The 22,214-nt window shown below is 71.8% G+C and carries 15 protein-coding genes; 8 read left to right on the forward strand and 7 right to left on the reverse strand.

Annotated elements, in window-relative coordinates; all coding sequences use genetic code 11:
• The first annotated feature begins 87 nt into the window (after positions 1-87).
• A complete protein-coding gene (locus tag ACFVGY_RS10765; RefSeq protein ID WP_385674170.1) occupies positions 88-1,026 on the forward strand; it encodes a MerR family transcriptional regulator in 939 nt (312 codons plus the stop codon).
• A 90-nt stretch (positions 1,027-1,116) separates the two neighbouring features.
• On the opposite strand, the gene ACFVGY_RS10770 is transcribed toward ACFVGY_RS10765, so the two are convergent.
• Positions 1,117-1,902, reverse strand: a complete 786-nt coding sequence (locus ACFVGY_RS10770; RefSeq protein WP_385674173.1) for an aquaporin — start codon at positions 1,900-1,902, stop codon at positions 1,117-1,119.
• Between the two features lie 129 nt (positions 1,903-2,031).
• Here ACFVGY_RS10770 and ACFVGY_RS10775 point away from each other — a divergent pair, with 129 nt between their 5' ends.
• The 3 genes from ACFVGY_RS10775 (at position 2,032) to ACFVGY_RS10785 (ending at position 7,595) form a co-directional block, all read left to right on the forward strand.
• Positions 2,032-2,571 carry an RNA 2'-phosphotransferase gene (locus tag ACFVGY_RS10775; protein WP_385674176.1) on the forward strand — a complete coding sequence of 180 codons (540 nt, stop codon included), beginning with the start codon at positions 2,032-2,034 and terminating at the stop codon, positions 2,569-2,571.
• A gap of 123 nt (positions 2,572-2,694) precedes the next feature.
• The gene (locus tag ACFVGY_RS10780; RefSeq protein WP_385674179.1) at positions 2,695-4,578 is read left to right on the forward strand and encodes an HSP90 family protein; all 1,884 of its coding nucleotides are present in this window, start codon (positions 2,695-2,697) and stop codon (positions 4,576-4,578) included.
• Positions 4,575-7,595: a tetratricopeptide repeat protein gene (locus tag ACFVGY_RS10785; RefSeq protein WP_385674181.1), complete on the forward strand. Its 3,021-nt coding sequence runs from the start codon at positions 4,575-4,577 to the stop codon at positions 7,593-7,595. The genes ACFVGY_RS10780 and ACFVGY_RS10785 overlap by 4 nt, the downstream gene beginning before the upstream one ends.
• 93 nt (positions 7,596-7,688) lie before the next feature.
• Here ACFVGY_RS10785 and ACFVGY_RS10790 read toward each other — a convergent pair whose 3' ends face one another.
• Positions 7,689-8,594, reverse strand: coding sequence for an LLM class flavin-dependent oxidoreductase (locus ACFVGY_RS10790; protein WP_385674184.1), 906 nt, complete (start codon positions 8,592-8,594; stop codon positions 7,689-7,691).
• A gap of 121 nt (positions 8,595-8,715) precedes the next feature.
• Here ACFVGY_RS10790 and ACFVGY_RS10795 point away from each other — a divergent pair, with 121 nt between their 5' ends.
• Positions 8,716-9,606: a Cof-type HAD-IIB family hydrolase gene (locus ACFVGY_RS10795; protein WP_385674187.1), complete on the forward strand. Its 891-nt coding sequence runs from the start codon at positions 8,716-8,718 to the stop codon at positions 9,604-9,606.
• Here ACFVGY_RS10795 and ACFVGY_RS10800 read toward each other — a convergent pair.
• From ACFVGY_RS10800 to ACFVGY_RS10815, 4 genes are read right to left on the reverse strand one after another with little or no spacing between them, the layout of a single operon-like run.
• Entirely contained in the window at positions 9,603-11,354 is a 1,752-nt protein-coding gene (locus tag ACFVGY_RS10800; protein ID WP_385674189.1) for a GAF domain-containing sensor histidine kinase, read from the reverse strand. The genes ACFVGY_RS10795 and ACFVGY_RS10800 overlap by 4 nt on opposite strands.
• A 27-nt stretch (positions 11,355-11,381) precedes the next feature.
• The gene (cydD, locus tag ACFVGY_RS10805; RefSeq protein WP_385674192.1) at positions 11,382-14,945 is read right to left on the reverse strand and encodes a thiol reductant ABC exporter subunit CydD; all 3,564 of its coding nucleotides are present in this window, start codon (positions 14,943-14,945) and stop codon (positions 11,382-11,384) included.
• A 45-nt stretch (positions 14,946-14,990) separates the two neighbouring features.
• On the reverse strand, positions 14,991-15,992 hold the full coding sequence (gene cydB / locus ACFVGY_RS10810; protein ID WP_385674195.1) for a cytochrome d ubiquinol oxidase subunit II: 1,002 nt from the start codon (positions 15,990-15,992) through the stop codon (positions 14,991-14,993).
• Positions 15,993-16,010: 18 nt separating this feature from the next.
• Entirely contained in the window at positions 16,011-17,513 is a 1,503-nt protein-coding gene (locus ACFVGY_RS10815; protein ID WP_385674198.1) for a cytochrome ubiquinol oxidase subunit I, read from the reverse strand.
• A 188-nt stretch (positions 17,514-17,701) separates the two neighbouring features.
• On the opposite strand from ACFVGY_RS10815, the gene ACFVGY_RS10820 reads away from it, so the two are divergent.
• Positions 17,702-18,070, forward strand: a complete 369-nt coding sequence (locus tag ACFVGY_RS10820) for a cyclophilin-like fold protein (protein WP_385674201.1) — start codon at positions 17,702-17,704, stop codon at positions 18,068-18,070.
• A 30-nt stretch (positions 18,071-18,100) separates the two neighbouring features.
• Here ACFVGY_RS10820 and hisC read toward each other — a convergent pair whose 3' ends face one another.
• Positions 18,101-19,183 carry a histidinol-phosphate transaminase gene (gene hisC, locus ACFVGY_RS10825; RefSeq protein ID WP_385674204.1) on the reverse strand — a complete coding sequence of 361 codons (1,083 nt, stop codon included), beginning with the start codon at positions 19,181-19,183 and terminating at the stop codon, positions 18,101-18,103.
• A 360-nt stretch (positions 19,184-19,543) separates the two neighbouring features.
• On the opposite strand from hisC, the gene ACFVGY_RS10830 reads away from it, so the two are divergent.
• Positions 19,544-20,659, forward strand: a complete 1,116-nt coding sequence (locus tag ACFVGY_RS10830) for a LacI family DNA-binding transcriptional regulator (RefSeq protein ID WP_385674207.1) — start codon at positions 19,544-19,546, stop codon at positions 20,657-20,659.
• A 232-nt stretch (positions 20,660-20,891) separates the two neighbouring features.
• Positions 20,892-22,127 (forward strand): metallophosphoesterase, encoded by a 1,236-nt coding sequence (locus ACFVGY_RS10835; RefSeq protein WP_385674526.1) that lies wholly within the window; start codon positions 20,892-20,894, stop codon positions 22,125-22,127.
• Positions 22,128-22,214: the final 87 nt, after the last annotated feature.

Below are 22,214 nucleotides of genomic sequence, written 5' to 3' on the forward strand. Positions count from 1 at the left end.
ACCCCTCATTCCGGCGGTCGTACCATCCCTCGCAGGAGGGCTCGCTGCGCAGGCGGGGCCGGGCCGCCATGTCGTAGGGAGCCGGGATTGTCCGATCAGGCAGCAGCCGAGTACCGGATCGAGGATCTGGCGCACCACAGCGGAGCCACGGTGCGCACGATCCGGGCGTACCAGGACCGCGGCCTGCTGCCGAAGCCGGAGCGGCGCGGCCGTTCGAACGTCTACCGCGACACGCATCTGGCACGGCTGCGCCAGATCGCCGACCTGCTGGACCGCGGCTACACCCTGGCCTCCATCAAAGAGCTGCTGGAGGCCTGGGACGCGGGGCGGGGGCTCGGCGGCGTCCTGGGGCTCGTCGCCGAGGTGCACGGGCCGTGGACCGACGAGGAGGCGGACCGGGTCAGCCGGGCCGAGCTGGACGAGCGCTTCGGCGGCACGTCCGACGACGACGCCGTGAACGAAGCCTGTGAGCTGGGCGTGTTGGAGCGGATCCCGGGCCGCCCGGGAGAGTTCCTCGTCCCTTCGCCGCAGGAGCTGGCGGTGGCCGCCGAGTTGTACGCGGCCGGGGTGCCGCTGCCGGCGATCACCGGGCACCTGCGGGAGCTGCGCGGGCAGGTGGAGCACATAGCCTCCCGGTTCCTGGAGTTCACCACCGAGCACGTGTTCGCGCGCTACCTGGGGCAGGTGCCCCCGACGGACGCGGATGCGGTGGAGGCGGCGGCTCTGGTCCGCCGGTTGCGTCCGCTGGCACAGCAGACGGTGGATGCCGAGCTGGCCCGGGCCATGCGGCTGTTCGCGACCCGGCACCTGCAACGGCACCTCGGCACGGCCGGCGCACCGCAGGCGTCGGGGCCGGCGGCGGTGGCGCTGCCCGCCAAGACGGTCCGGGCGGTGCAGGAGTTGGTCGGTGCCGAGCACGTGGGGGAGTTCGTCCGGGCCGCGACGGAACGGGAGCTGCAAGCCCGCACGATGAACGACCTGGCACAGCGGGCCGCCAGCCGGGGCCCTGTCGACAACAGCCGGTAGTCCACAGGGCGGATCACTCGTTTACCGTCAAATCCCACCCAACCGGCTGTGGACAAGTCGGGGGTTCCTGTGGGAAACCCTGTGGACGACTCAACTGACGGCCTCGTACGCAGGTCTGGCGGCGGGAGCTTCTCCGGTGCCGCCCTCGGCCTTCCGGCCTGCGCCTTGGGCCGCTCCGCACCCCGTGCCCCGCCCCGTGCCGCCGTAGAGGAGACCGGCGAGGGCCAGGCCCGCGACCCCTCCGACCAGCTGCGCCGCGATGAAGCCCGGCAGCGACTGCGGGGCGATGCCCGCGAAGGAGTCGCTGAAGGCGCGCCCGACGGTGCCGGCCGGGTTCGCGAAGGAGCCCGAGGAGGTGAACCAGATCGCGCACCCGATGTACGCCGCCACGGCCGCCGGGACGAGCTTCGTGCGCCCGATGCGCTCCAGGCCCTGAATGACGAGGACGAGCCCGGCGGTCGCGACGATCTCCCCGATGAGCAGGTGGCCTCCGCCGCGGACCTGGGTGGAGAAGACGCCGGGGGTACGCCCGAACATCGCGTCGGCGAGGAGGGCCCCGGCGACGGCCCCGGCGGTCTGGGCCGCGGTGTAGACGAGCGCCTCCCGCCCCGCCAGCCCCTCGCCCCCGCGTCGGCGGGACCACCAGGAGGTGAGGGTGACCACGGGATTGAGGTGGGCACCGGACAGCGGCCCGAACAGGGTGATGATCAGCCCGAGGCCGATGGCCGACGCGAGCGAGTTCGCGACGAGGGCGACACCGATGTCGCGACTGAGGCCGACGGCCTGGATACCGGAACCGATCACCACCACCAGCAGGCCTGCGGTGCCGACGAGCTCTGCGACCGCACGGCGCGACAGGGAAGCGCGGATCGTCATGGTTCCCCCTGGAACTGAATAATGGAAGATGCATTCCGCATCTCGGAAGCATGATAAGGGGTGCTCGCTGCCGGACAGCATGGCGGAAAATCGCTGCGGCACTCCCGGCCGGACCGGCAAGCTGGGGTCATGGACGACAGACGCACCGTGAAGGTGTCCAAATACGTCTCGAAACACCTGCGGCACCAGCCGGAACGCATCGGACTCGTACTCGATCCGCACGGCTGGGTGGAGATCGACGCCCTCCTCCACGCGGCAGCGACCCACGGCTTCCCCATCACCCGCGCCGAGCTCGACCACGTCGTCGCCGCCAACGACAAGCAACGCTTCGCCATCGACGGCACCCGCATCCGCGCCAACCAGGGCCACACCGTCCCCGTCGACCTCGATCTCCCGGAGGCCGAACCGCCCGCGTACCTCTACCACGGCACGGTCGCCGCCGCGCTGAACGCGATCCGCGCCGAGGGGCTGCGGCCCATGGCCCGCCACCACGTCCACCTGTCCCCCGACCGCGAGACCGCGACCCGCGTCGGCGCGCGGCGCGGCCGGCCGATCGTGCTCAGTGTGGACGCGGGCGCGATGCACGCCGCCGGGCACGTCTTCCGGATCAGCGCCAATGGGGTGTGGCTGGTGGACGCCGTCCCCCCACAGTTCCTGCGCCTGCCGTAAGCGTCCGAATTTCCCAAGAGATTGTCAGATGGTCGCCCTAATCTGTTCCTCACTCCGGGATCTGTGAGGGGGGGCACCTCGCGATCGCCGAACCCTCCCCCTATGCACGCGAGGTGACACTCCATGACGTCCGCATCCCCTTCCGCTTCCGCTTCCGGACCCGACGCCCGTATCGACGGGCCGTCGGCCGCCAACTTCCAGGTGGACCTGCGCGGTCTGGTCGACCTGCTCTCCCACCACCTCTACTCGAGCCCGCGCGTCTACGTCCGCGAGCTCCTGCAGAACGCGGTGGACGCGGTCACCGCCCGCCACGCCCTCGATCCGGAGGCGGAGATCCGCATCCGCCTGTCGGCGTCCGCGGACCGGGTCACCATCGAGGACAGCGGCATCGGCCTGACCGCCGCCGAGGCCCACTCGCTCCTCGCCACCATCGGCCGCAGCTCCAAGCGCGGCGGCGAGCACGGCCTGGAGACCACCCGCCGGGAGTTCCTCGGCCAGTTCGGCATCGGCCTGCTCGCCTGCTTCGTCGTCGCCCGCCAGATCCGCGTCGTCACCCGCTCCGCGCGCGACCCGCAGGCCGCGCCGGTCGAATGGCTGGCGACCGACGACGGTTCGTACACCGTCCGCGAACTGCCCGACGAAGCCCGCCCGGAACCCGGCACCACCGTCGTCCTCCAGGCCCGCCCGGGGGCCGAGGAGTGGATGGTCCCCGCCAAGGTCGAGCAGCTGGCGCGCGACTACGGCTCCCTCCTCCCGTACGACATCGCCTTCGACGACGGCGAAGCCGGCGACTCGCGCCCCGTCACCGACCGACCGGCGGTCTGGGACCGCGCCTTCCCCACGCCCACCGCCCGCCGCGTCGCGCTCGCCGGGCACTGCGCGCAGCTCTTCGGCTTCACCCCGCTCGACTCCATCGACCTCGACCTGCCCGTCGCCGGAGTCCGCGGCGTCGCCTACGTCCTGCCCGAGCCGACCAGCCCCGCCCACCGGGCCGGACACCGGGTCCACCTCAAGGGCATGCTGCTCACCGACCGGGCTGACAACCTGCTGCCGGACTGGGCGTTCTTCGTCCGCGCCGTCCTGGACACCGACACGCTGCGGCCCACCGCCTCGCGAGAGAACCTCTACGACGACGAGACCCTGTCCGCCGTCCGGGAAGCCCTCGGCGCCCGGATCCGCGCCTGGCTGGCAGAGCTCGCCGCCAGCGAACCGGAGCGGCTGGCGGCGTTCCTGAACGTCCACCACCTCGGCGTGAAGTCGCTGGCCCGGCACGACGCCGAACTGCTCGGCCTCATGTTGCCCTGGCTGCCGTTCGAGACCAGCGACGGCTCGATGAGCCTCCAGGAGTTCGCAGCGGTCCACACCGAGATCCACTTCACCCGCACCGTCGAAGAGTTCCGGCAGATCGCCCCGATCGCGGCGGCCCACGGCCTCGGCGTCATCAACGCCGGCTACACCTACGACGCCGACCTGCTCGCCCTGCTGCCCACCGTACGGCCGGACCTGAAGGTGACCGAGCTGGACGCCGGAGCCGTCACCGAGCGGCTCGACCCGGTCCCGACCGCCGCCGAACTGGCCCTCGCGTCCTTCCTGTCCACCGCCCGAACCCGCCTGGAGCCGCAGGGCTGCGACGTGGTGCTGCGCGCCTTCCAGCCCGTCTCCGTCCCGGCGCTCTACCTCGACGACCGGCAAGCCCGCCAGGAGCGCGACCGCAGCGCCGCCCTGGACAGCGCCGACTCCCTGTGGACGGGCATCCTCGGCGCCCTGCGCGGCTCCGCGCCGCGCGCCCGCCTGGTGCTCAACCACCACAACCCCCTCATCCGCCGGATCGCGGCCCTGCCCGACGGGGCACTGGCCGGAACGGCCGTCGAGTCGCTGTACGGGCAGGCGCTGCTGATGTCCCAGCGGCCGCTGCGCCCGGCCGACTCCACCCTGCTCAACCGGGCCTTCCTCGGGCTCCTGGAATGGGCGACCCATTCCGCCGACGCCCAGAAGGGCCAGCAGTGACGATGACGACGCACGAGGAGATCCAGCGGGGGCTGGCGGAGAACCGCAACGCCCCGAACGGGACCGCCCGCAACGCCCACGCCGAAGCACTGGTCGGCGCGGCGGAGGCGCTCGGCGACACGGCCCTGTTCCGCGACGCGCTGGACAACCTGATCCGCGCCTACCTCTGGAGCTCCGAGTCCTCCAAGATGCTGGTGCCCTTCGCCCGGCTGATCCAGGAGTACGACAAGGACCCCGGCTCGTTCGCCAAGTGGGACGCCCACTCCCTGTTCTGGCAGTTCAAGTGGGTGGCCTCGGCCATCTCCGACTCGCCGGAGATCCCGCTGGAATCCGCCCGGCGCTGGCTGGCGGAGATGGAGCGCCGCTACCGGATCGCCGGCTACAGCGAGAGGCCGGTGCGCAAGGCCGAGATGTGGCTCGCCCACACCACCGGGGACGACGAGCGGGCGGACCGGGCCCACCGGGCCTGGTTGGCGGCGGACCGCGACAGCATGAGCGACTGCCACGCCTGCGAGCTCAACAGCCAGGGCAACTACGCCGCCCTGCGGGGCGACGACGCACAGGCCCTGGAGCTCTGGCGGCCCGTGCTGGAGGGTGAGCGGACCTGTGCCGAGGAACCCCACCGGGTGCTGGCCGGCTCGCTGCTGCCGCTGCTGCGCCTCGGCCGCCTGGACGAAGCCCGCTCCCACCACCTGCGCGGATACCGCCTGGCCCGGGGCAGCGAGAGCCTGCTGCCGTCCATCGCCAAGCACATCGAGTTCTGCGCGCTGAGCGGCAACGAGTCGCGAGGTCTGGAGATCCTCGCCGAGCACGCCGCTCACCTGGGCCCGCTCGCCAACGTCGACGACCAGCTGGCCTTCCACGGCGGCATCCTCGTCCTGCTGCGCCGCCTGAAGGAGCTCGGGCACGGCGACAGCCCGGCGGCCTCCTACGAGGGAGTCCCGCGCACGGTCTCCGAGCTGCACGAGCTGATGTACGCGGGCTCGCTCGCCATCGCCCGCCGCTTCGACGCCCGCAACGGCACCACCCGGGTCTCGGACCGATTCCTCGCCCGGATCGGAGCGCAGCCGCTGGTCGACCTCCTGCCACTGGGGGTCCGCAGCGCCCCGCTGCCGCAGGCCGCGGGCACCCCGGCCGCAGCGGTGCCCGTCGCCGCGGTTCCGACGGCGGCGGCCGGGCCGGCGACGGCCCCGGGGACCGCCTTCGCCGATCTGGTGGAGCAGGCGCGACAGGCGCGTGACCAAGGGCGTCCGGCTGCGGACGGGCTCTGGGCGGAAGTGGCCGTTCGGATGGGCGCCCTCCCGGAGGAGGACGTGGATCCGCTGGTCGCCGCCGATGTGGCCGATAGCAGGGCACTGGCCGCCGCACGTGCCGGCACCCCGGTAGCGGCGGAACTGTTGGCAGCGGTCCGCGACCGCTACCGGGATCTCGGACAAGCCCAGCGGGCCGCGCTGGCGGAGCTGCGACTGGCGAGCGTGGCCGGCCAAGGCGGGGCCGAACCCGACCGGGTCCGGGAGCTACTGGCCGCGGCGGCGCGGGCCGCCGAGGCGCTCGACCCGGGCGAGCCGCTGCGCGCACGCCGGATCGCCTCGGCGGAACTGGCCGCGATCCGCATCGAGCCACACCTGCGCGCGCGGGAGGCCGACCACGAGCACGCGGACGCTCCCCCGCACGGCCACGACCGGGAGCACGACCACGGGCAGCGGGAGCTGGCCGCCTTCGCCGAGGCCCACGCGCAGACGCTGCCCGATCTGGCCGCCGACGCCGAGGAACTGCTCGGCCGGATCGCCCTGTCCCAGGGCGATCCGCAACGAGCCGCGGCGCTTCTGAGCTCCTCCGCGCGGCGCGCGGCCGAGGCGGGCCGGCCGTGGCAGGCCGTGGACCCGCTGGTCATGCGGGCTGGGCTACTGATGTCGCTCGGGCAACCCGAGGAGGCCGAGGAGGCGGCCCGCTGCGCGGTGGAGTACGCCGTGGAGATCACCACCGCCGAGACCCAGGGGACCGTGCGGCTCACCCTGGCGGACATCCTGATGTGGCGGGCCGACGCAGCGGCCGAGGCGGCCGAGCACGCGCTGACGGCGGCGCACTGGTTCGACCAGGCCGGACTGACCTCCCTCAACGGGGCACAGGCACGGCTCCTCCTGGCCCGGGCGTACGCACGGGACGACCACTTCTCCGATGCGGCAGAGGTGCTGCAGTCCGCGCTGCCCGACCTGCTGGAGCACGGTGCCCTCGAGGCCGTGTCCGCACGGCAGTTCCTGGGCGACCTGCTGCGGCAACTGAACGAGCCGCGGGCCGCGGCGGAGCAGTTCCTGCTGGCGGCGGAGGTGGCCAAGGACTGGAACGACCCCCAGCCGCAGGCGGACCTGGCGCACTCGGCGGCGGACCAGCTCTCCGCGGCGCATCTGCCCGAGGAGGCGGTCGCCGCTTACGAGCGGGCTCTGGAGCTGTACCGGGCGCATGGCGGCGCGCCGGTCGCGGAGGTGCGGATCCTGCGCTCCCTGGCCTGGCTGGCCCTGCGCGAGGGAACCTTCGGGGCGAGCGTGGCGCGGGCGCGGTTCCTGATGGACGAGGCGGCAGGCGTGCTGACGGCCGCCGCCGACCCGGGGGATCCCCGGCTGCGGGCCGAGCTCGCCCAGACCTGGCACCAGCTGGCGCAAGTGCTCGACCGGCAGGTGACCGCCGCCGAGGAGGTCGACGACGAGTCCGGGGAGGACGAGGACGCGCGGCCCGCCGAGCGGCTGGACGGAGCGGAGCTCCGGGCTCTGCGGCTGGAAGAGGTCGACCTGTGCGAGCGGGCCGCCGCCGTCTACGCGGAGCTGGGCCCGGACCATCTCGACGACCGGTTGCAGTGCGTGCAGTACGCCGCCTGGACCGACCAGGAGCTGGGGCGCACCAAGGAGGGGGTCGCCCGGATGTCGGCTCTGGTGGACGAGCTGCGCGGGCTGCCCGGGGGCACGCCTGAGGGTCTGCTCGAGCGTGCCGAGTACACGCTCGAACGGCTGGCAGCCTCCTGAACACAGCGCCCGGCCGGTGCTCCCGTCGCAGCGGGGGCACCCGGCCGGGGGTATACGGTGCCCCGCCGGTCGGCCAGTCAGCCTCTCGTCCGGTCAGACGGCCAGCTGGGCCAGCCCCTCCGTGGCGATCTGCTCGAACACACCCTGATCGGCGGCGAAGTCGGAGTCCGGGATCGGGGCATGGATCACCAGCTCGGTGAAGCCGAGCTCCTGGTGTCGCCCCGCGAAGTCGACGAACGCGTCCACGGACGACAGCAGAGTGTTGCGCTCCGGGGTGAAGCCGGTCAGCAGGACCTTCTCCATCGGCTCGATGTCGCGGCCGATCTCCGCGAAGGCCTTCTCCAACCGGGTCAGCTGTCCGCGCAGCGCCTCCAGCGATTGCTCGGCGGTGCCTTCCTCGTACAGCTTCGGGTCGCCGGTGGTCACCCAGGCCTGGCCGTGTGCCGCAGCGAGCTTCAGTCCGCGCGGTCCGGTCGCCGCGACTGCGAACGGGAGGCGGGGCCGCTGCACGCAGCCGGGGACGTTGCGGGCCTCCTTCGCGGAGTAGAAGGCGCCGCGCGCGCTCACCGCGGGCTCGGTCAGCAGCCGGTCCAGCAACGGAACGAACTCGGCGAAGCGGTCGGCGCGCTCGCGCGGGGTCCAGGGCTCCTGTCCGAGGGCGGTCGCGTCGAAACCGTTGCCGCCCGCCCCGATGCCCAGGGTGATCCGCCCGCCGGAGACGTCGTCCAGCGTCATGAGCTCCTTGGCCAGGGTCACCGGGTGCCGGAAGTTGGGCGAGGTGACGAGGGTGCCCAAGCGCATCCGCTCGGTGGCTGCGGCCGCCGCCGTCAGAGTGGGAATCGCGCCAAACCACGGGAGGTCCCGGAAGGACCGCCAGGACAGGTGGTCGTAGCTGTAGGCGGTGTGGAAGCCCAGCTCCTCGGCTCGCACCCACTGGTCGCGGCCGCCCTCACGCCACGGTCGTACCGGGAGAATCACAGTGCTCAGACGCAAACTCATGCGTTCGAGCCTACGACCCTGCCCAGGTTTCACGTGAAACACAGCAGGGCCGATGTTTCACGTGAAACATCGCCATCGGGTCATCGGCCCCACCGGGTCCGGGTCCTCCCCCGGCAGAAGCATGGGTGAAGATGGAGCGGTGACCTCGGCTCCCCAGCGCCCGGACGGGCCAACCCCGACTCCCCGGCTCATCGCCACCGATCTCGACGGCACCCTGCTGCGCGACGACAAATCCGTCTCGCCGCGCACGGTGGCCGCACTAGCCGCCGCCGAAGCGGCCGGGATCGAGGTCTTCTTCGTCACTGGCCGGCCGGCCCGCTGGATGGACGTGGTCAGCGATCACGTACACGGCCACGGCCTGGCGATCTGCGCGAACGGCGCCGCGGTCGTCGACCTCCACGCCGGCCGGGAGTTCGTCCAGGTCCGGGCGCTGCCCCGGGCGACGGCGCTGACAGTGGTGGACACCCTGCGCCTCGCCGTCCCCGGCACGACCTTCGCGGTGGAGACAACGTCGGGCATCAACTACGAGCCGCTGTACCCGCCCTTCTTCCAGGACCCGGGCGCCCAAGTCGCCACCGCGGAGAAGTTGCTGCGCGTGGAGGCGGACGACGCCTCCACGCCGGTCCTGAAGCTGCTGGCGCACCACGCCGAGCTGGCTCCCGACGAGTTCCTGGCTCTCGCGCGCGCCGCGGCGGGCGACCACGCCTCGATCACGCGGTCCAGCCCGACCGCCCTGCTGGAGATCAGCGGCCTGGGCGTCTCCAAGGCCAGCACCCTGGCGCTGTGCTGCGAGGAACGCGGCATCTCGGCGTCCGAGGTGGTCGCCTTCGGCGACATGCCCAACGACGTGGAGATGCTCAGCTGGGCGGGCACCTCGTACGCCATGGGCAACGCGCATCCGGACGTGATCGCGGCTGCCTCGGGACGCACGGTCGCCAACAACGAGGACGGGGTCGCCGTCGTCGTCGAGCAGATCCTGGCCCGCCTCGGCGTACCGCAGCAGCAGCTCTAGGCGTCGGAGCCAGACAGCGGGGCCTCCCACACGAGGGTGGTCCCGCCGCCGTACTCAGCGATCCCGGGGCCGTACGAGCTCGACCCGCCCAGCGACTCGGCCCGCCGCCGTAGGTTACGCAGCCCGCTGCGGCGCCCGTTCTCGCTGATGCCGATCCCGTCGTCGGCGACCTCCAACCGCACCCCGGGCCGCCCGTCGGGCAGTGTGGCGGTGGCGTCCACCACCACCTCGATCCGGGACGCCGCTGCATGCCGGAACGCATTGGAGAGGGCCTCGCGCAGCGCGGCGATCAGGTTCTTGCCCACCAGCTCGCCCACGACCGTGTCGAGAGGGCCGAGGAACCGGTGCGCGGGCTTGAAGCCGAGCGGTACGGCCGCCATGTTGATCTCCCGCAGCACACGGGTACGCAGCCCCGAGGGCGCCTCCGCCGGTCCCTGCTGGAGGGCGAAGATCGCGGTGCGGATTTCCTGGATCGTCACGTCGAGCTCGTCCACGGCCTTGCCGACCCCATCGCGCACCTCGGGAACGTCGGAACGCCGCTGCGCGCTCTCCAGCATCATCCCCGTGGCGAACAGCCGCTGGATCACCAGGTCGTGGAGGTCCCGGGCGATCCGGTCGCGGTCCTCGAACACCGCGAGCCGCTCCCGGTCGCGCTGCGCTTCGGCCATCATCAACGCGAGCGCCGCCTGGGAGGCGAACTGCGTGGCCAAGGTCCGCTCGGCCTCGCTGAACGGCCGCTTGCCGCGGGCCCGCGGGGTGACCAGGGCGCCCAGCACCCGCCCGCCGCTCTGCAGGGGCAGCATCATGCAGGGCCCGTACCGGCGGGTCAGCGGACCGGCCGTCCGGGGATCGGTCGCGGCGTCGTCCACGAAGACCGGTTCTCCCCGCAGCAGCCTGGCCACGACCGGGCTTCCGGCAGGGACGACCAGGCCGAGCGAGGTGGCCGGGGCGTCGGCGGAGACGGCGACGATCTCCATCCCGCCGTCCTCGGTCGGGAGCAGCACGATGCCGGCGGAGGAGTCGGCGAGCCGGCGGGCCTGCTCGGCCACCACGGAGAGGGCGTCGTCCGCATCCCCGCCCGACAGCAGGGCTGTGGTGACGGCCACCGAGCCGTCGATCCACCGCTCCCGCTGGGTGGCGGCCTCGTACAGCCGGGCGTTGCCGATGGCGATGCCCGCCTCGGTGGCCAGCACCCGGACCATGTGGACGTCGTAGTCGCTGAATTCGCCGCCGCCGTTCTTCTCGGCGAGGTACAGATTGCCGAAGATCTCCCCCTGCACGCGGATGGGGACACCGAGGAAGGTCTTCATCGGGGGGTGGTGCGGCGGGAAGCCCGCCGATCGGGGGTCCTTCGTCAGATCGGCGAGCCGTACGGTGCCGGCGTGCGCGATCAGCGCTCCGAGCAGGCCCCGTTGACCGTCCGGCCGGTGACCGATCCGCTCCGCCACCTCGGGGGTGATGCCGAAGGTGACGAAGTCCGACAGGCCGCGGCCCTCGGTGTCCACGACACCGATCGCCGCGTACCGGGCATCCGCGAGCTCGGCGGCGGTCTCGCAGATCCGGTCGAGCGTGGAATGCAGCTCTAGGCCGGTGCCGACCGATCGCATGGCCTCCAGCAGCTGCGGCACCCGAGCGGTGAGCTCGGTGGACAGGCCCTGGAGACTTCGAGTGGCCAGCGTGGCGGCCACCCGCGGGTCCGAAGGCCGGGGGGCCGGATCCGGCGCTTCCGGCGACTGCTGCAGCGACATGCTCGTGAGCCTAGTTAGTCCGTTTTATCAGGGAAAGTCGGCCAGGGCGCCGTCGGCCGCCGCCTCCCGCTCCATCATGCGGCGCAGCGGGCCCTCGACCGCGGCAAGCTCGGCGAAGGCGCCGCGCTGGACGACGGCTCCGCCGTCCAGGACGAGGACCTCGTCGACCGCTTCCAGTCCGGCCAGCCGGTGCGTGATCAGCACGGTGGTGCGGCCCTCGGTCGCGGCCAGCAGGTCCGCGGTCAGGGCGTCGGCGGTCGCGAGGTCCAGGTGCTCGGCGGGCTCGTCCAGGACGAGAACGGGGAAGTCGGCGAGCAGGGCGCGGGCCAGGGCCAGGCGCTGGCGCTGCCCACCGGAAATCCGCTCACCGTGTTCCCCGACCAGGGTGTCGAAGCCGTCCGGCAGCCCGTCTGCCCACTCCAGCAGCCGGGCCGCGGCCAGGGCCCCGCGCAGCTCCTCCTCGCCCGCCGCGGGGCGGGCCAGCCTCAGGTTCTCCCGCACCGAACTGTCGAAGATGTGGGCGTCCTGGGCGCACAGGCCGACGATCCGGCGGACCTCGTCGCCGTCGAGCAGACGCGCGTCGGACCCGGCCAGGGTGTACGAGCCCGCGCGCGGGTCCAAGAAGCGGAGCAGGACCTGGGCCAGGGTGGATTTGCCCGCGCCGGAGACCCCGACCACGGCGATGCGCCGCCCGGCCTCGAGGGTGAGGTCGAGGCCGTGCAGGGCGTCGCCCGCCTGACCGGGGTGTCGCGCGGCGAGCCCTGTCAGGCGCAGCGGGAACGGCGATGCGGGCACCGGCGCGGGCTGCTCCGGCTCGGCCACCGGAGCCGGGGCGTCGATGACCTCGTAGACCCGCTCGGCACTGCGCCGCACCCGCTGCCGGAACTGCACGGCCTGCGGCAGCCCGGTCACCGCTTCGAAGGCTGCCAGCGGGGTCAGTACGGCCACGGCCATGGCCACCCCGGTGAGCCGCCCGTCCTGCACCGCCCCGGCGGCGAAGGCCGCAGCGGCCACCACGGTCAGCCCGCACACCAGGGCCGACAGCCCGCTGCCGAGTCCGGTGGCGACGGCGCCCCGTGCGGCGATGGCGGTCAGCGTCCGGTCGCCCTCCAGCACGGCGCCCTTGCGCCGTGCGAGCGCACCGGCGACGGTCAGTTCGGCGGTCCCGGTCAGCAGGTCGGCCGTACGGGTGGCGAGTTCGCCGCGGGCGGGTGCCAGCCGGCGCTCCGCGCGGCGGGAACAGGCCCCGCTGACCAGCGGCACCCCGATCCCGGCGGCCAGCAGCCCGACGGCAAGGGCGGCCCCGGCCTCGGGCAGTAGCCAGGCGGTGAACGCGACCGACCCACCGCCGACGAGGACGGCGGTGCCGACCGGCAGCAGCCAGCGCAGCCAGTAGTCCTGTAGGGCGTCGGCGTCCGCCACCAGGCGGGCCAGCAGGTCACCCCGCCGCTGCGCGGGCAGTCCGGCGGGCGCGATGCGCTCCAGCCGGCGGAAGACGGACACCCGGAGGTCGGACAGCATCCGCAGGACGGCATCGTGCGACACCAGCCGCTCCGCGTACCGGAACACGGCCCGCCCGATCCCGAACGTGCGGGTGGCCGTGACGGCCACCATCAGGTAGAGCACGGGGGGCTGCTGGGATGCCCGGGAGATCAGCCATCCGGAGACGGCCAACAGTCCCACGCTGCACCCGACGGCCAGCGCCCCCAGCAGCAGTCCGAGCCGGAACCGGCCCTGCCAGGCCTTGGCCACGCCTCTGACCCGGCGCAGCGGATCCCGCCCGGCGGATACGCCCCAGCCGGTCCCGGCCGGCGTGCTCCGCGGGGCGGTGGCGGCCGACTCCGGAGTCCGAGATTCGGACACCCGGACCGCCGACACCCGGCCTTCTGCCAGCCGGGCCGCCGGAACCGGGTGTGCCGTGGCCGCGGGTGCGCCCACGGGTCCGGCGCCGACTTCCACGACCCGGTCCGCGAGGGCGAGGAGCGCCGGCCGGTGCACGACCAGCAGCACGGTCCGCCCCACCGCGAGGCGGCGCACGGCGTCGACCACAGCGGCCTCGGTCTCTCCGTCCAGCGCCGCCGTCGGCTCGTCCAGCAGCAGCACGGGCCGGTCCGCCAGGAAGGCGCGTGCCAGCGCGATCCGCTGGCGCTGCCCGGCGGACAGCCCGGCACCACCCTCACCGAGCGCCGTCTCGATGCCACGCGGCAGTGCGGCCACGAAATCACCCGCCCCTGCGTCGTCCAGGGCCGCGGCCACGGCTTCGTCGGAGGCGTCCGGGCGGGCCAGGCGCACGTTCTCGGCGAGGGTGCCCGCGAACAGGTGCGGCCGCTGCGGCACCCAGGCGATCCGTTCCCGCCACTGCTCCGGCGCGAGCCCGGCCAGGTCCGCGCCGCCGATCCGCACCCGGCCCGCGGTCGGTGCCGTGAACCCCAGCAGCACGTGGAGCAGGGTGGACTTGCCGGCCCCGCTGGGGCCGGTGAGGGCCACGCATTCGCCGGGACCGACGGTGAACGAGACCGGACCCGGCGAGTCCTCGCCCCGCCCGGGGTGCCGTACGGACACCCCGTCGACCTCGATCCGCAGTCCGGCGGGCCACGCACCGGGCACGCCGACACCGGCGGTGCCGCCCGCCGCGGCCGGGGTGTGAAGGACCTCGAAGACTTCCTCCGCCGCTGCCAGCCCCTCCGCGGCCGCGTGGTACTGGGCCCCGACCTGCCGCAACGGGAGGTATGCCTCGGGCGCCAGGATCAGGACGACCAGGCCGGTGTAGAGGTCCAGTTCTCCGTGGACCAGCCGCATGCCGATGGTCACGGCGACCAGCGCCACCGACAGCGTCGCGAGCAGTTCCAGCGCGAAGGACGACAGGAACGCGATGCGCAGGGTGCGCATCGTCGCCCTCCGGTAGTCCTCGGTGATCCTGCGGATGGACTCGGCCTGCGCCTTGGCCCGGCCGAAGACCTTCAGCGTCGGCAGGCCGGCCACGACGTCGAGGAAGTGCCCCGACAGCCGGGACAGCAGCCGCCACTGGCGGTTCATCCGCGACTGGGTGGCCATGCCGATCAGCACCATGAACAGGGGAATGAGCGGCAGCGTGACCACGATGATGGCCGCCGACACCCAGTCCTCGGTGACGATCCGGGCGAGGACCGCGAGCGGAACGGCCACGGCCAGCCCCAACTGGGGCAGGTAGCGGGCGAAGTAGTCGTCGAGGGCGTCCACGCCCCGGGTGGCCAGCGTCACCAGCGACCCGGTCCGCTGCCCGCTCAGCCAGCCCGGCCCGAGCTCGGTGGCCCGGTCCAGCAGCCGGGCCCGCAGTTCCGACTTGACCGACGCGGCCGCCCGGTGGGCAGCGAGCTCGGTGAGCCACGCGAGCAGGCCGCGACCCACCGCCACGGCCACCAGGAGCAGCAGCGGCGTACGCAGCTGCCCGGCGTCCAGGCCCTCCTCGAAGGCGCCGACCACGATCTCGGCGATGAGCACCGCCTGACCGATGACCAGCCCCGCCCCGGCACATCCGAGGGCCACTACCGCCATCAGGAAGAGGCGGGTGGAACGGGCGTACCGAAGCAGGCGCGGGTCGATCGGTTTCACGTGAAACATCCCCCAGACAGGGTCAGGGCGCGTCAGCGGACAGGGTCAGTGCGTGTCGGCGATGTGCTGCGTGCCGATCCGCTTGCGGAACACCCAGTACGTCCAGCCCTGGTAGAGCAGGACCACCGGGGTGGCCACGGCCGCCAGCCAGGTCATGATCTTCAGGGTGTACGGGCTGGACGACGCGTTGGTGACCGTGAGGCTCCAGGCGTCGTTCAGCGAGGACGGCATGACGTTCGGGAACAGCGTGAGGAACAGCATCGCGACGGTGGCCGCGATGGTGACCCCGGAGAGGGCGAACGACCAGCCCTCGCGGCCCGCGAGGTTGCAGCCGAGCGCGCCGCCCAGTGCCGCCACCGCGACGATCAGCGCGGCCAGGCTCCAGCTGTCGCCACGCAAGAGCTGGGTCCATCCCAGGAACACCAGGGCGACTACCGCGGTGACCACACCCAGCCGGGTTGCCAGCGCCCGTGCGCGGTCCCGGATCTCACCGACCGTCTTGAGGGCGGTGAATACCGCGCCGTGGAAGGTGAACAGGGTGAGGGTGACGAGGCCGCCGAGGATCGCGTGGACGTTGAGCAGGTCGAAGAGGGTTCCGACGTATTCCTTGTTCTGGTCGATCTTCACGCCCCGGGCGATGTTGGCGAACGCCACGCCCCACAGGAACGCGGGGATCAGCGAGGTCCAGAAGATCGCGTGCTCCCAGTTGGTCTGCCACCGGTCCTCGTCCCGCTTGTGCCGGTACTCGAAGGCGACACCGCGAATGATCAGGCAGACCAGGATGACCAGCAGCGGCAGGTAGAAGCCGGAGAACAGGGTGGCGTACCACTCGGGGAAGGCGGCGAAGGTCGCGCCGCCCGCGGTGAGCAGCCAGACCTCGTTGCCGTCCCACACCGGCCCGATCGTGTTGATCAGGACCCGCTTCTCCTTGCGGTCGCGGGCGAGCAGCTTGGTGAGGACGCCGACCCCGAAGTCGAAGCCCTCCAGGAAGAAGTAGCCGGTCCACAGGACGGCGATGAGCACGAACCAGACGTCGTGGAGTTGCATGATGGGGTCCCCTCAGCCTCAGTACGAGAAGGCCATCGGCCGGTCGGAGGAGTCGTGGCCGCCGACCTTGGTCGGCGGGTTGAGGTCGGCTTCGGTGAGCTCGGGCGGGCCGGCCTTGACGTACTTGACCAGCAGCTTGACCTCGATCACGGCGAGTACGGCGTACAGGGCGGTGAAGACGAGCATCGAGGTGAGGACCTCGGCCTGGGAGACCCCCGGGGAGACGGCGTCCCTGGTCCGCAGGACTCCGTAGACGACCCACGGCTGGCGGCCCATCTCTGTGAAGATCCAGCCCCAGGAGTTGGCGATCAGCGGGAAGCCGAGCGTCCAGACGGCGGCCAGCCAGTACAGCCGGGTCAGTCGCGGGCTGAGGGCCTTGTTGAACAGCACGAGGTGCGGCCGTTCGTCCTCACTGGTCCGCAGGTTCGGCGGCAACAGGAACTTCCTGCGGGTCAGCCACAGGCCGACGGCACCGATGCCGAGCGAGGCCATGCCGAAGCCGATCATCCAGCGGAAGCCCCAGTACGCGACGGGGATGTTGGGCCGGTAATCGCCGGGGCCGTACTTCTCCTGCTCGGACTTGTTGACGTCGTTGATGCCGGGCACGAACGAGTCGAAGTCGTTGTCGGCCAGGAAGGACAGCAGGCCTGGCACCTCGATCGCGACCTTGTTGTGGCCCTTGTCGACGTCGCCGTAGGCGAAGACGGAGAACGGGGCGCTCTCCTCGCCGTCCCACAGGGCCTCGGCAGCGGCCATCTTCATCGGCTGCTGCTTGAACATGACCTTGGCGAGGGTGTCGCCGCTGACCGCGACGAGCGCACCGCCGATGACGACCGCGACCAGCCCGAGCCGCAGCGAGGTGCGCATCACCGGGATGTGCTTCTTGCGCAGCAGGTGGTAGGCGGCGATGCCCACCATGAAGGCCCCGCCTGTCAGGAGTGCCGCGCTCAGGGTGTGGAAGACCTGCGCCAGGGTGGTGTTCTGCGTCAGGACGAGCCAGAAGTCGGTCAGCTCGGCGCGACCGGAGTCCTTGTTGATGCGGTAGCCCACGGGGTGCTGCATCCACGAGTTCGCCGCGAGGATGAAGTACGCGGACAGCACGGTGCCGAGGGACACCATCCATATGCAGGCGAGGTGGATCTTCTTCGGCAGCTTGTCCCAGCCGAAGATCCACAGCCCGATGAAGGTCGACTCGAAGAAGAAGGCGATGAGCGCCTCGAAGGCCAGCGGGGCACCGAAGACGTCACCGACGAACCGCGAGTAGTCGGACCAGTTCATGCCGAACTGGAACTCCTGGACGATGCCGGTGACGACACCCATCGCGATATTGATCGAGAAGAGCTTGCCCCAGAACTTCGTGGCCTTGAGGTACTTCTCCTTTTCGGTGCGCACCCATGCGGTCTGCAAGATCGCAACCAGTGCGGCGAGGGAGATCGTGAGGGGGACGAAGAGGAAGTGGTAGACGGTCGTGATGCCGAACTGCCAGCGCGCCAGTGTTTCCGGCGCCAAAGCTACGTCCACGTCGTCATCTCCTTCGGGTCGCCGTGGTCATGGCCGAAGTCAGCCCCCGCATTCCCCCCATCACGGGAGGAAACAGGGCGCGCTTGTGAACGCGTTCACATTCACAAGCATTATGTCGCACGACCTCCGGCGACTTTCAGTCGGGGCCCCCCTAGCCAACACTTTCAACAAATTGTTGAATGACGCCCATGAAGATTCGCATCTCCTGGCCCGCGGGCCACCTGACCGCGACCCTCGAGGAGACCCCGACCAGCATGGCGCTGGCCGAGGCCCTCCCCATCTCCGCCTCCGCCCACACCTGGGGCGAGGAGGTCTACTTCGACACCGGCGTGTCCGTGGCCCCGGAGCCCGACGCACAGCAGGTCGTCGAACCGGGCACCGTCGCGTTCTGGACCGAGGGCGACGCCCTCGCGCTCCCCTACGGCCCGACGCCCATCTCACGCGGAGGCGAGAGCCGCCTGGCGAGCCCGTGCAACGTCCTCGGCTCCTTCGACGGCGACCCCCGCCTGCTGGCCACCGTCCGCGACGGCGACCCGATCCGGGTGGAACGGGCATAGCGCTCACGAGCGCCACACCCCCACCCCGTTCTACATCTCCTTGAAGAACGCCTCCGCCGTGTGCAGGAAGATGTCGTTCGCCTCGCACTCACCGATCGTGATGCGCAGGCCCTCGCCCGGGAAGGGCCGGACCACCACACCGGCCTTCTCGCAGGCCGCGGCGAACTCGAGGGTGCGCTCGCCCAGCCGCATCCACACGAAGTTCGCCTGCGTGTCCGGCACGACCGTCCAACCCTGGCCGAGCAGCCCCTCGTGGACCCGGGTGCGCTCGGCGACCAGCGAGCCGACGCGGCCCATCAGCTCGTCCTCGGCCCGCAGCGAGGCGACCGCCGCGTCCTGGGCCAGCTGGCTGACACCGAAGGGCACGGCCGTCTTGCGCAACGCAGCGGCGACCGGCTCGTGTGCCACCGCAAAGCCGATGCGCAGGCCGGCCAGGCCGTAGGCCTTGGAAAAGGTGCGCAGCACGCAGACGTTCGGGCGGTCGCGGTAGAGCTCGATGCCGTCCGGCACGTCGGGGTCGCGGACGAACTCGCGGTACGCCTCGTCGAGGACCACCAGGATGTCCGAGGGCACGCGCTCCAGGAAGCGCTCCAGCTCGGCACGGCGCACCGCGGTACCGGTGGGGTTGTTGGGGTTGCAAACGAAGATCAGACGGGTCCGGTCGGTGATCGCGTCGTACATCGCCTCGAGGTCGTGCACATCGCCAGGGGCCAGCGGGACCTGCACGGACTTCGCACCCGAAATCTGCGTGATGATCGGGTAGGCCTCGAAGGAGCGCCAGGCGTAGATCACCTCGTCGCCGGCGCTGGCCGTCGACTGGACCAGCTGCTGGGCCACGCCCACCGAGCCCGTGCCGGTGGCGATGTGGTCGGCCGGGACGCCGTACCGCTCCGCGAGCTCGTTCACCAGGCTGGTGCAGGCCAGGTCCGGGTAGCGGTTGAACTGGCCGGCAGCCGCCACCGCGCTCTCGAGCACTCCGGGCAGGGGCGGGTACGGGTTCTCGTTCGAGGACAGCTTGTACGCGACGGAACCGCCCGCGGCGGCGGGTTTGCCCGGCTTGTAGACGGGGATGCCGTCCAGCTCGGCGCGCAGCTTAGGGGTCATCTCGCTCACCGCAGGTCCTCCTAGACCATCCCGTCGGACGTCGCCGTCGACTCAATACTGCTCACCTTAAGAGGATTCCGCTCCGGCGAAAATGGCAGCGCCTGGATTGCGGGGGAGCGCGCGCATATATGCGTGCGCCGGTGGCCCGCGCCGTGGCGCGCATCCCTCGTACAGGTGAGTTGGGAACGCCCCAGGGCCGTGCCGTTTTGGCATGCCCGTACCCGACGGCAAAGGGCCCATTCACCCCTGACCTTCAAATACCTTCGTTTCCAAGGTCATTGAGGTGGCGAGCCATGCAGAAACGTCCCTGTCAACGCGTGCATATGCACCCGTACCGCCCTCCCCACCGAGCCCTACTATCGGCTCGCCATGACAGCAGCAGGGAAGCATCAGGTGAGCCGGACCGAGACCACCCGGCGGGCCGCCGGCCGACAGGGCCGGGCCGGCATCAGGGACGTGGCCGCCGCGGCGGGCGTCTCGATCACGACAGTCTCCGACGCGCTCAATGGCAAGGGACGGCTGCCCGATGCCACCCGCCGCCACGTCCGCGAGGTAGCCGACCGACTGGGGTACCGCCCCTCCGCCGCGGCCCGCACCCTCCGTACCGGCAAATCGGGCCTCATCGGCCTGACCGTCACCACGTACGGGGATGAACCTTTCACCTTCACGGAGTTCGCGTACTTCGCCGAGATGGCCAGAGCCGCCACCTCGGCCGCGCTCGCCCGGGGCTACGCCCTCGTCATCCTCCCGGCCACCTCCCGGCACGACGTCTGGTCCAACGTCGCCCTCGACGGCACCGTCGTGATCGACCCCTCCGACCACGACCCCGTCGTCACCGAGCTGGTCCGCCAGGGCCTGCCCGTAGTCTCCGACGGACGCCCCGCCGGCTCCCTCCCGGTCACCGCCTGGGTCGACAACGACCACGAGGCAGCCGTGCTCAACCTGCTGGACCACCTCGCCGCCGCCGGAGCCCGCCGCATCGGGCTGCTGACCGGGACGACCACGGACACGTACACCCACCTGTCCACCACTGCCTACCTCAACTGGTGCAAGCGCGTCGGCCAGGACCCCGTCTACGAGTCCTACCCGGCCCACGACCCGTGCGCGGGAGCCGTCGCCGCGGACCGCCTGCTCGCCCGGCCCGACCGCCCGGACGCCGTCTACGGGCTGTTCGACCCGAACGGCACCGATCTGCTCGCCGCGGCCCGCCGCTACGGCCTGCGCGTGCCGGAGGACCTGCTGCTCGTCTGCTGCAGTGAGTCCACCGTGTACGCCAACACCGAGCCGCCGATCACCACGCTCTCCCTCAAGCCGCGCCGCATCGGCACCGCCGTCGTGCAGCTGCTGATCGACGCCATCGAAGGGGTCGACACCGGGCGCACCGTCGAACAGGTCGTCCCGACCGAGCTGATCGTCCGCACCTCCTCACAGCGCAGGAGGCCCCGTACGACGGTCAGTCCGCCCCGGTCACCGGCGCAGGAATGACCCGCTGCACCGCCGTGCCGGCGGGGCCGACGGTCCCGCCGGACAGTTCGGCACAGCAGATTTCGGGATAAAGCGGCAGGAACGATTGGTTCCGCACAGGATTCACCACCCCTGGTGCGTCACACAGCGCGAGCCGCATTCCTATGATGGGCGCACGACATCACGGATCCTCCGACCCGGAGGGCGCGAGGATCCGCAGGTGTACGGCAGCGCGACGGTGGTGGAGGGGTCGATGACTCAGGGGGCCGGTCAGGGACCCGCGATGCGGACGGAGACGCTGCGGGACTTCCGGGTGCCGGTCACCGAGCCCCATCCGTACGGCGTGCCCACGCGACTTCCCGAAGAGGCCCCGGTCTACGGCGAGTACCCCGCGTACTACGGCGAGCCCGCGCCCGCCCCCGGAGCGGTCCCGCCGCCCCCCGGGCCGGTCCCGCCCGTGCCCGGAACGGTACCCCCGGTCCCGCCCGCGCCGCCGGTCCCGTCCGTCCCCCCGCAGCCCGCCGGCGGCGTGCCGCCCGCGGACGACGGCATGGACGGCTACACCCCCACGCAGCGCGATCTCCCGATCATCGGCCGCGGCGGCCTCGGCGGTCCGGGCGACACCGTCCAGGTGCACTACGTACCCCAGCAGGTGCCGAGCGGCCCGGGCCCGCTCTACGTCGTCGGAGACGTACACGGCTACCTCGACGAGCTGGTCGCCGAGCTCCAGACCCAGGGCATCATCGACGCCGACCTGCGCTGGTCGGCGGGGAACGCCCGCATCTGGTTCCTCGGCGACTTCACCGACCGCGGCCCCGACGGCATCGGCGTGATCGACCTCGTCATGCGGCTGTCCGCCGAGGCGGCCGCCGCCGGCGGCTACTGCAAGGCCCTCATGGGCAACCACGAGCTGCTGCTCATCGGCGCCAAGCGGTTCGGCGACACCCCCGTCCAGTCGGGCGCCGGCACCGCCACCTTCCAGGCGGCCTGGCTGCTCAACGGCGGCCAGCGCACCGACATGGAGCGGCTGGAGGACGTACACCTGCAGTGGATGTCGCGCCTGGACGCGGCCGTGCTGGTGGACGGGCACCTGCTGCTGCACTCCGACACCACCGCGTACCTCGACTACGGTGACTCCATCGAGGACGTCAACGACACCATCCACGAGCTGCTCAACCGCAACGACGCGGACATCACCTGGGACCTGTTCCGCAAGTTCACCAAGCGGTTCGCCTTCCGCGACGAGGAGACCGGCCCGCAGGCCGTGCGCGAGCTCCTCGACACCTACGGCGGCAGCCGCGTCGTCCACGGCCACAGCCCGATCCCGTACCTGCTCGGTGAGGTGGGCACCGAGGACGGCGACGGCACCGGCGGACCGGAACTCGTCGACGGGCCCCATGTGTACGCGAGCGGCCTCGCCATCGCGATGGACGGCGGTGTGACGATGGCGGGCAAGCTGCTGGTCGTGCAACTCCCGCTGAACGACTGAGGCTTGTCAGAAGGGGGGTATTTCGGGAAAGCCCCTGTCACGGCGCGGCATGAGCCCTCTACCATCGCTCTATCCGTAGCAGGCTCT

Origin of the sequence: Streptomyces sp. NPDC127106 (assembly GCF_042677605.1) — a bacterium.
GTDB lineage: Bacteria > Actinomycetota > Actinomycetes > Streptomycetales > Streptomycetaceae > Streptomyces.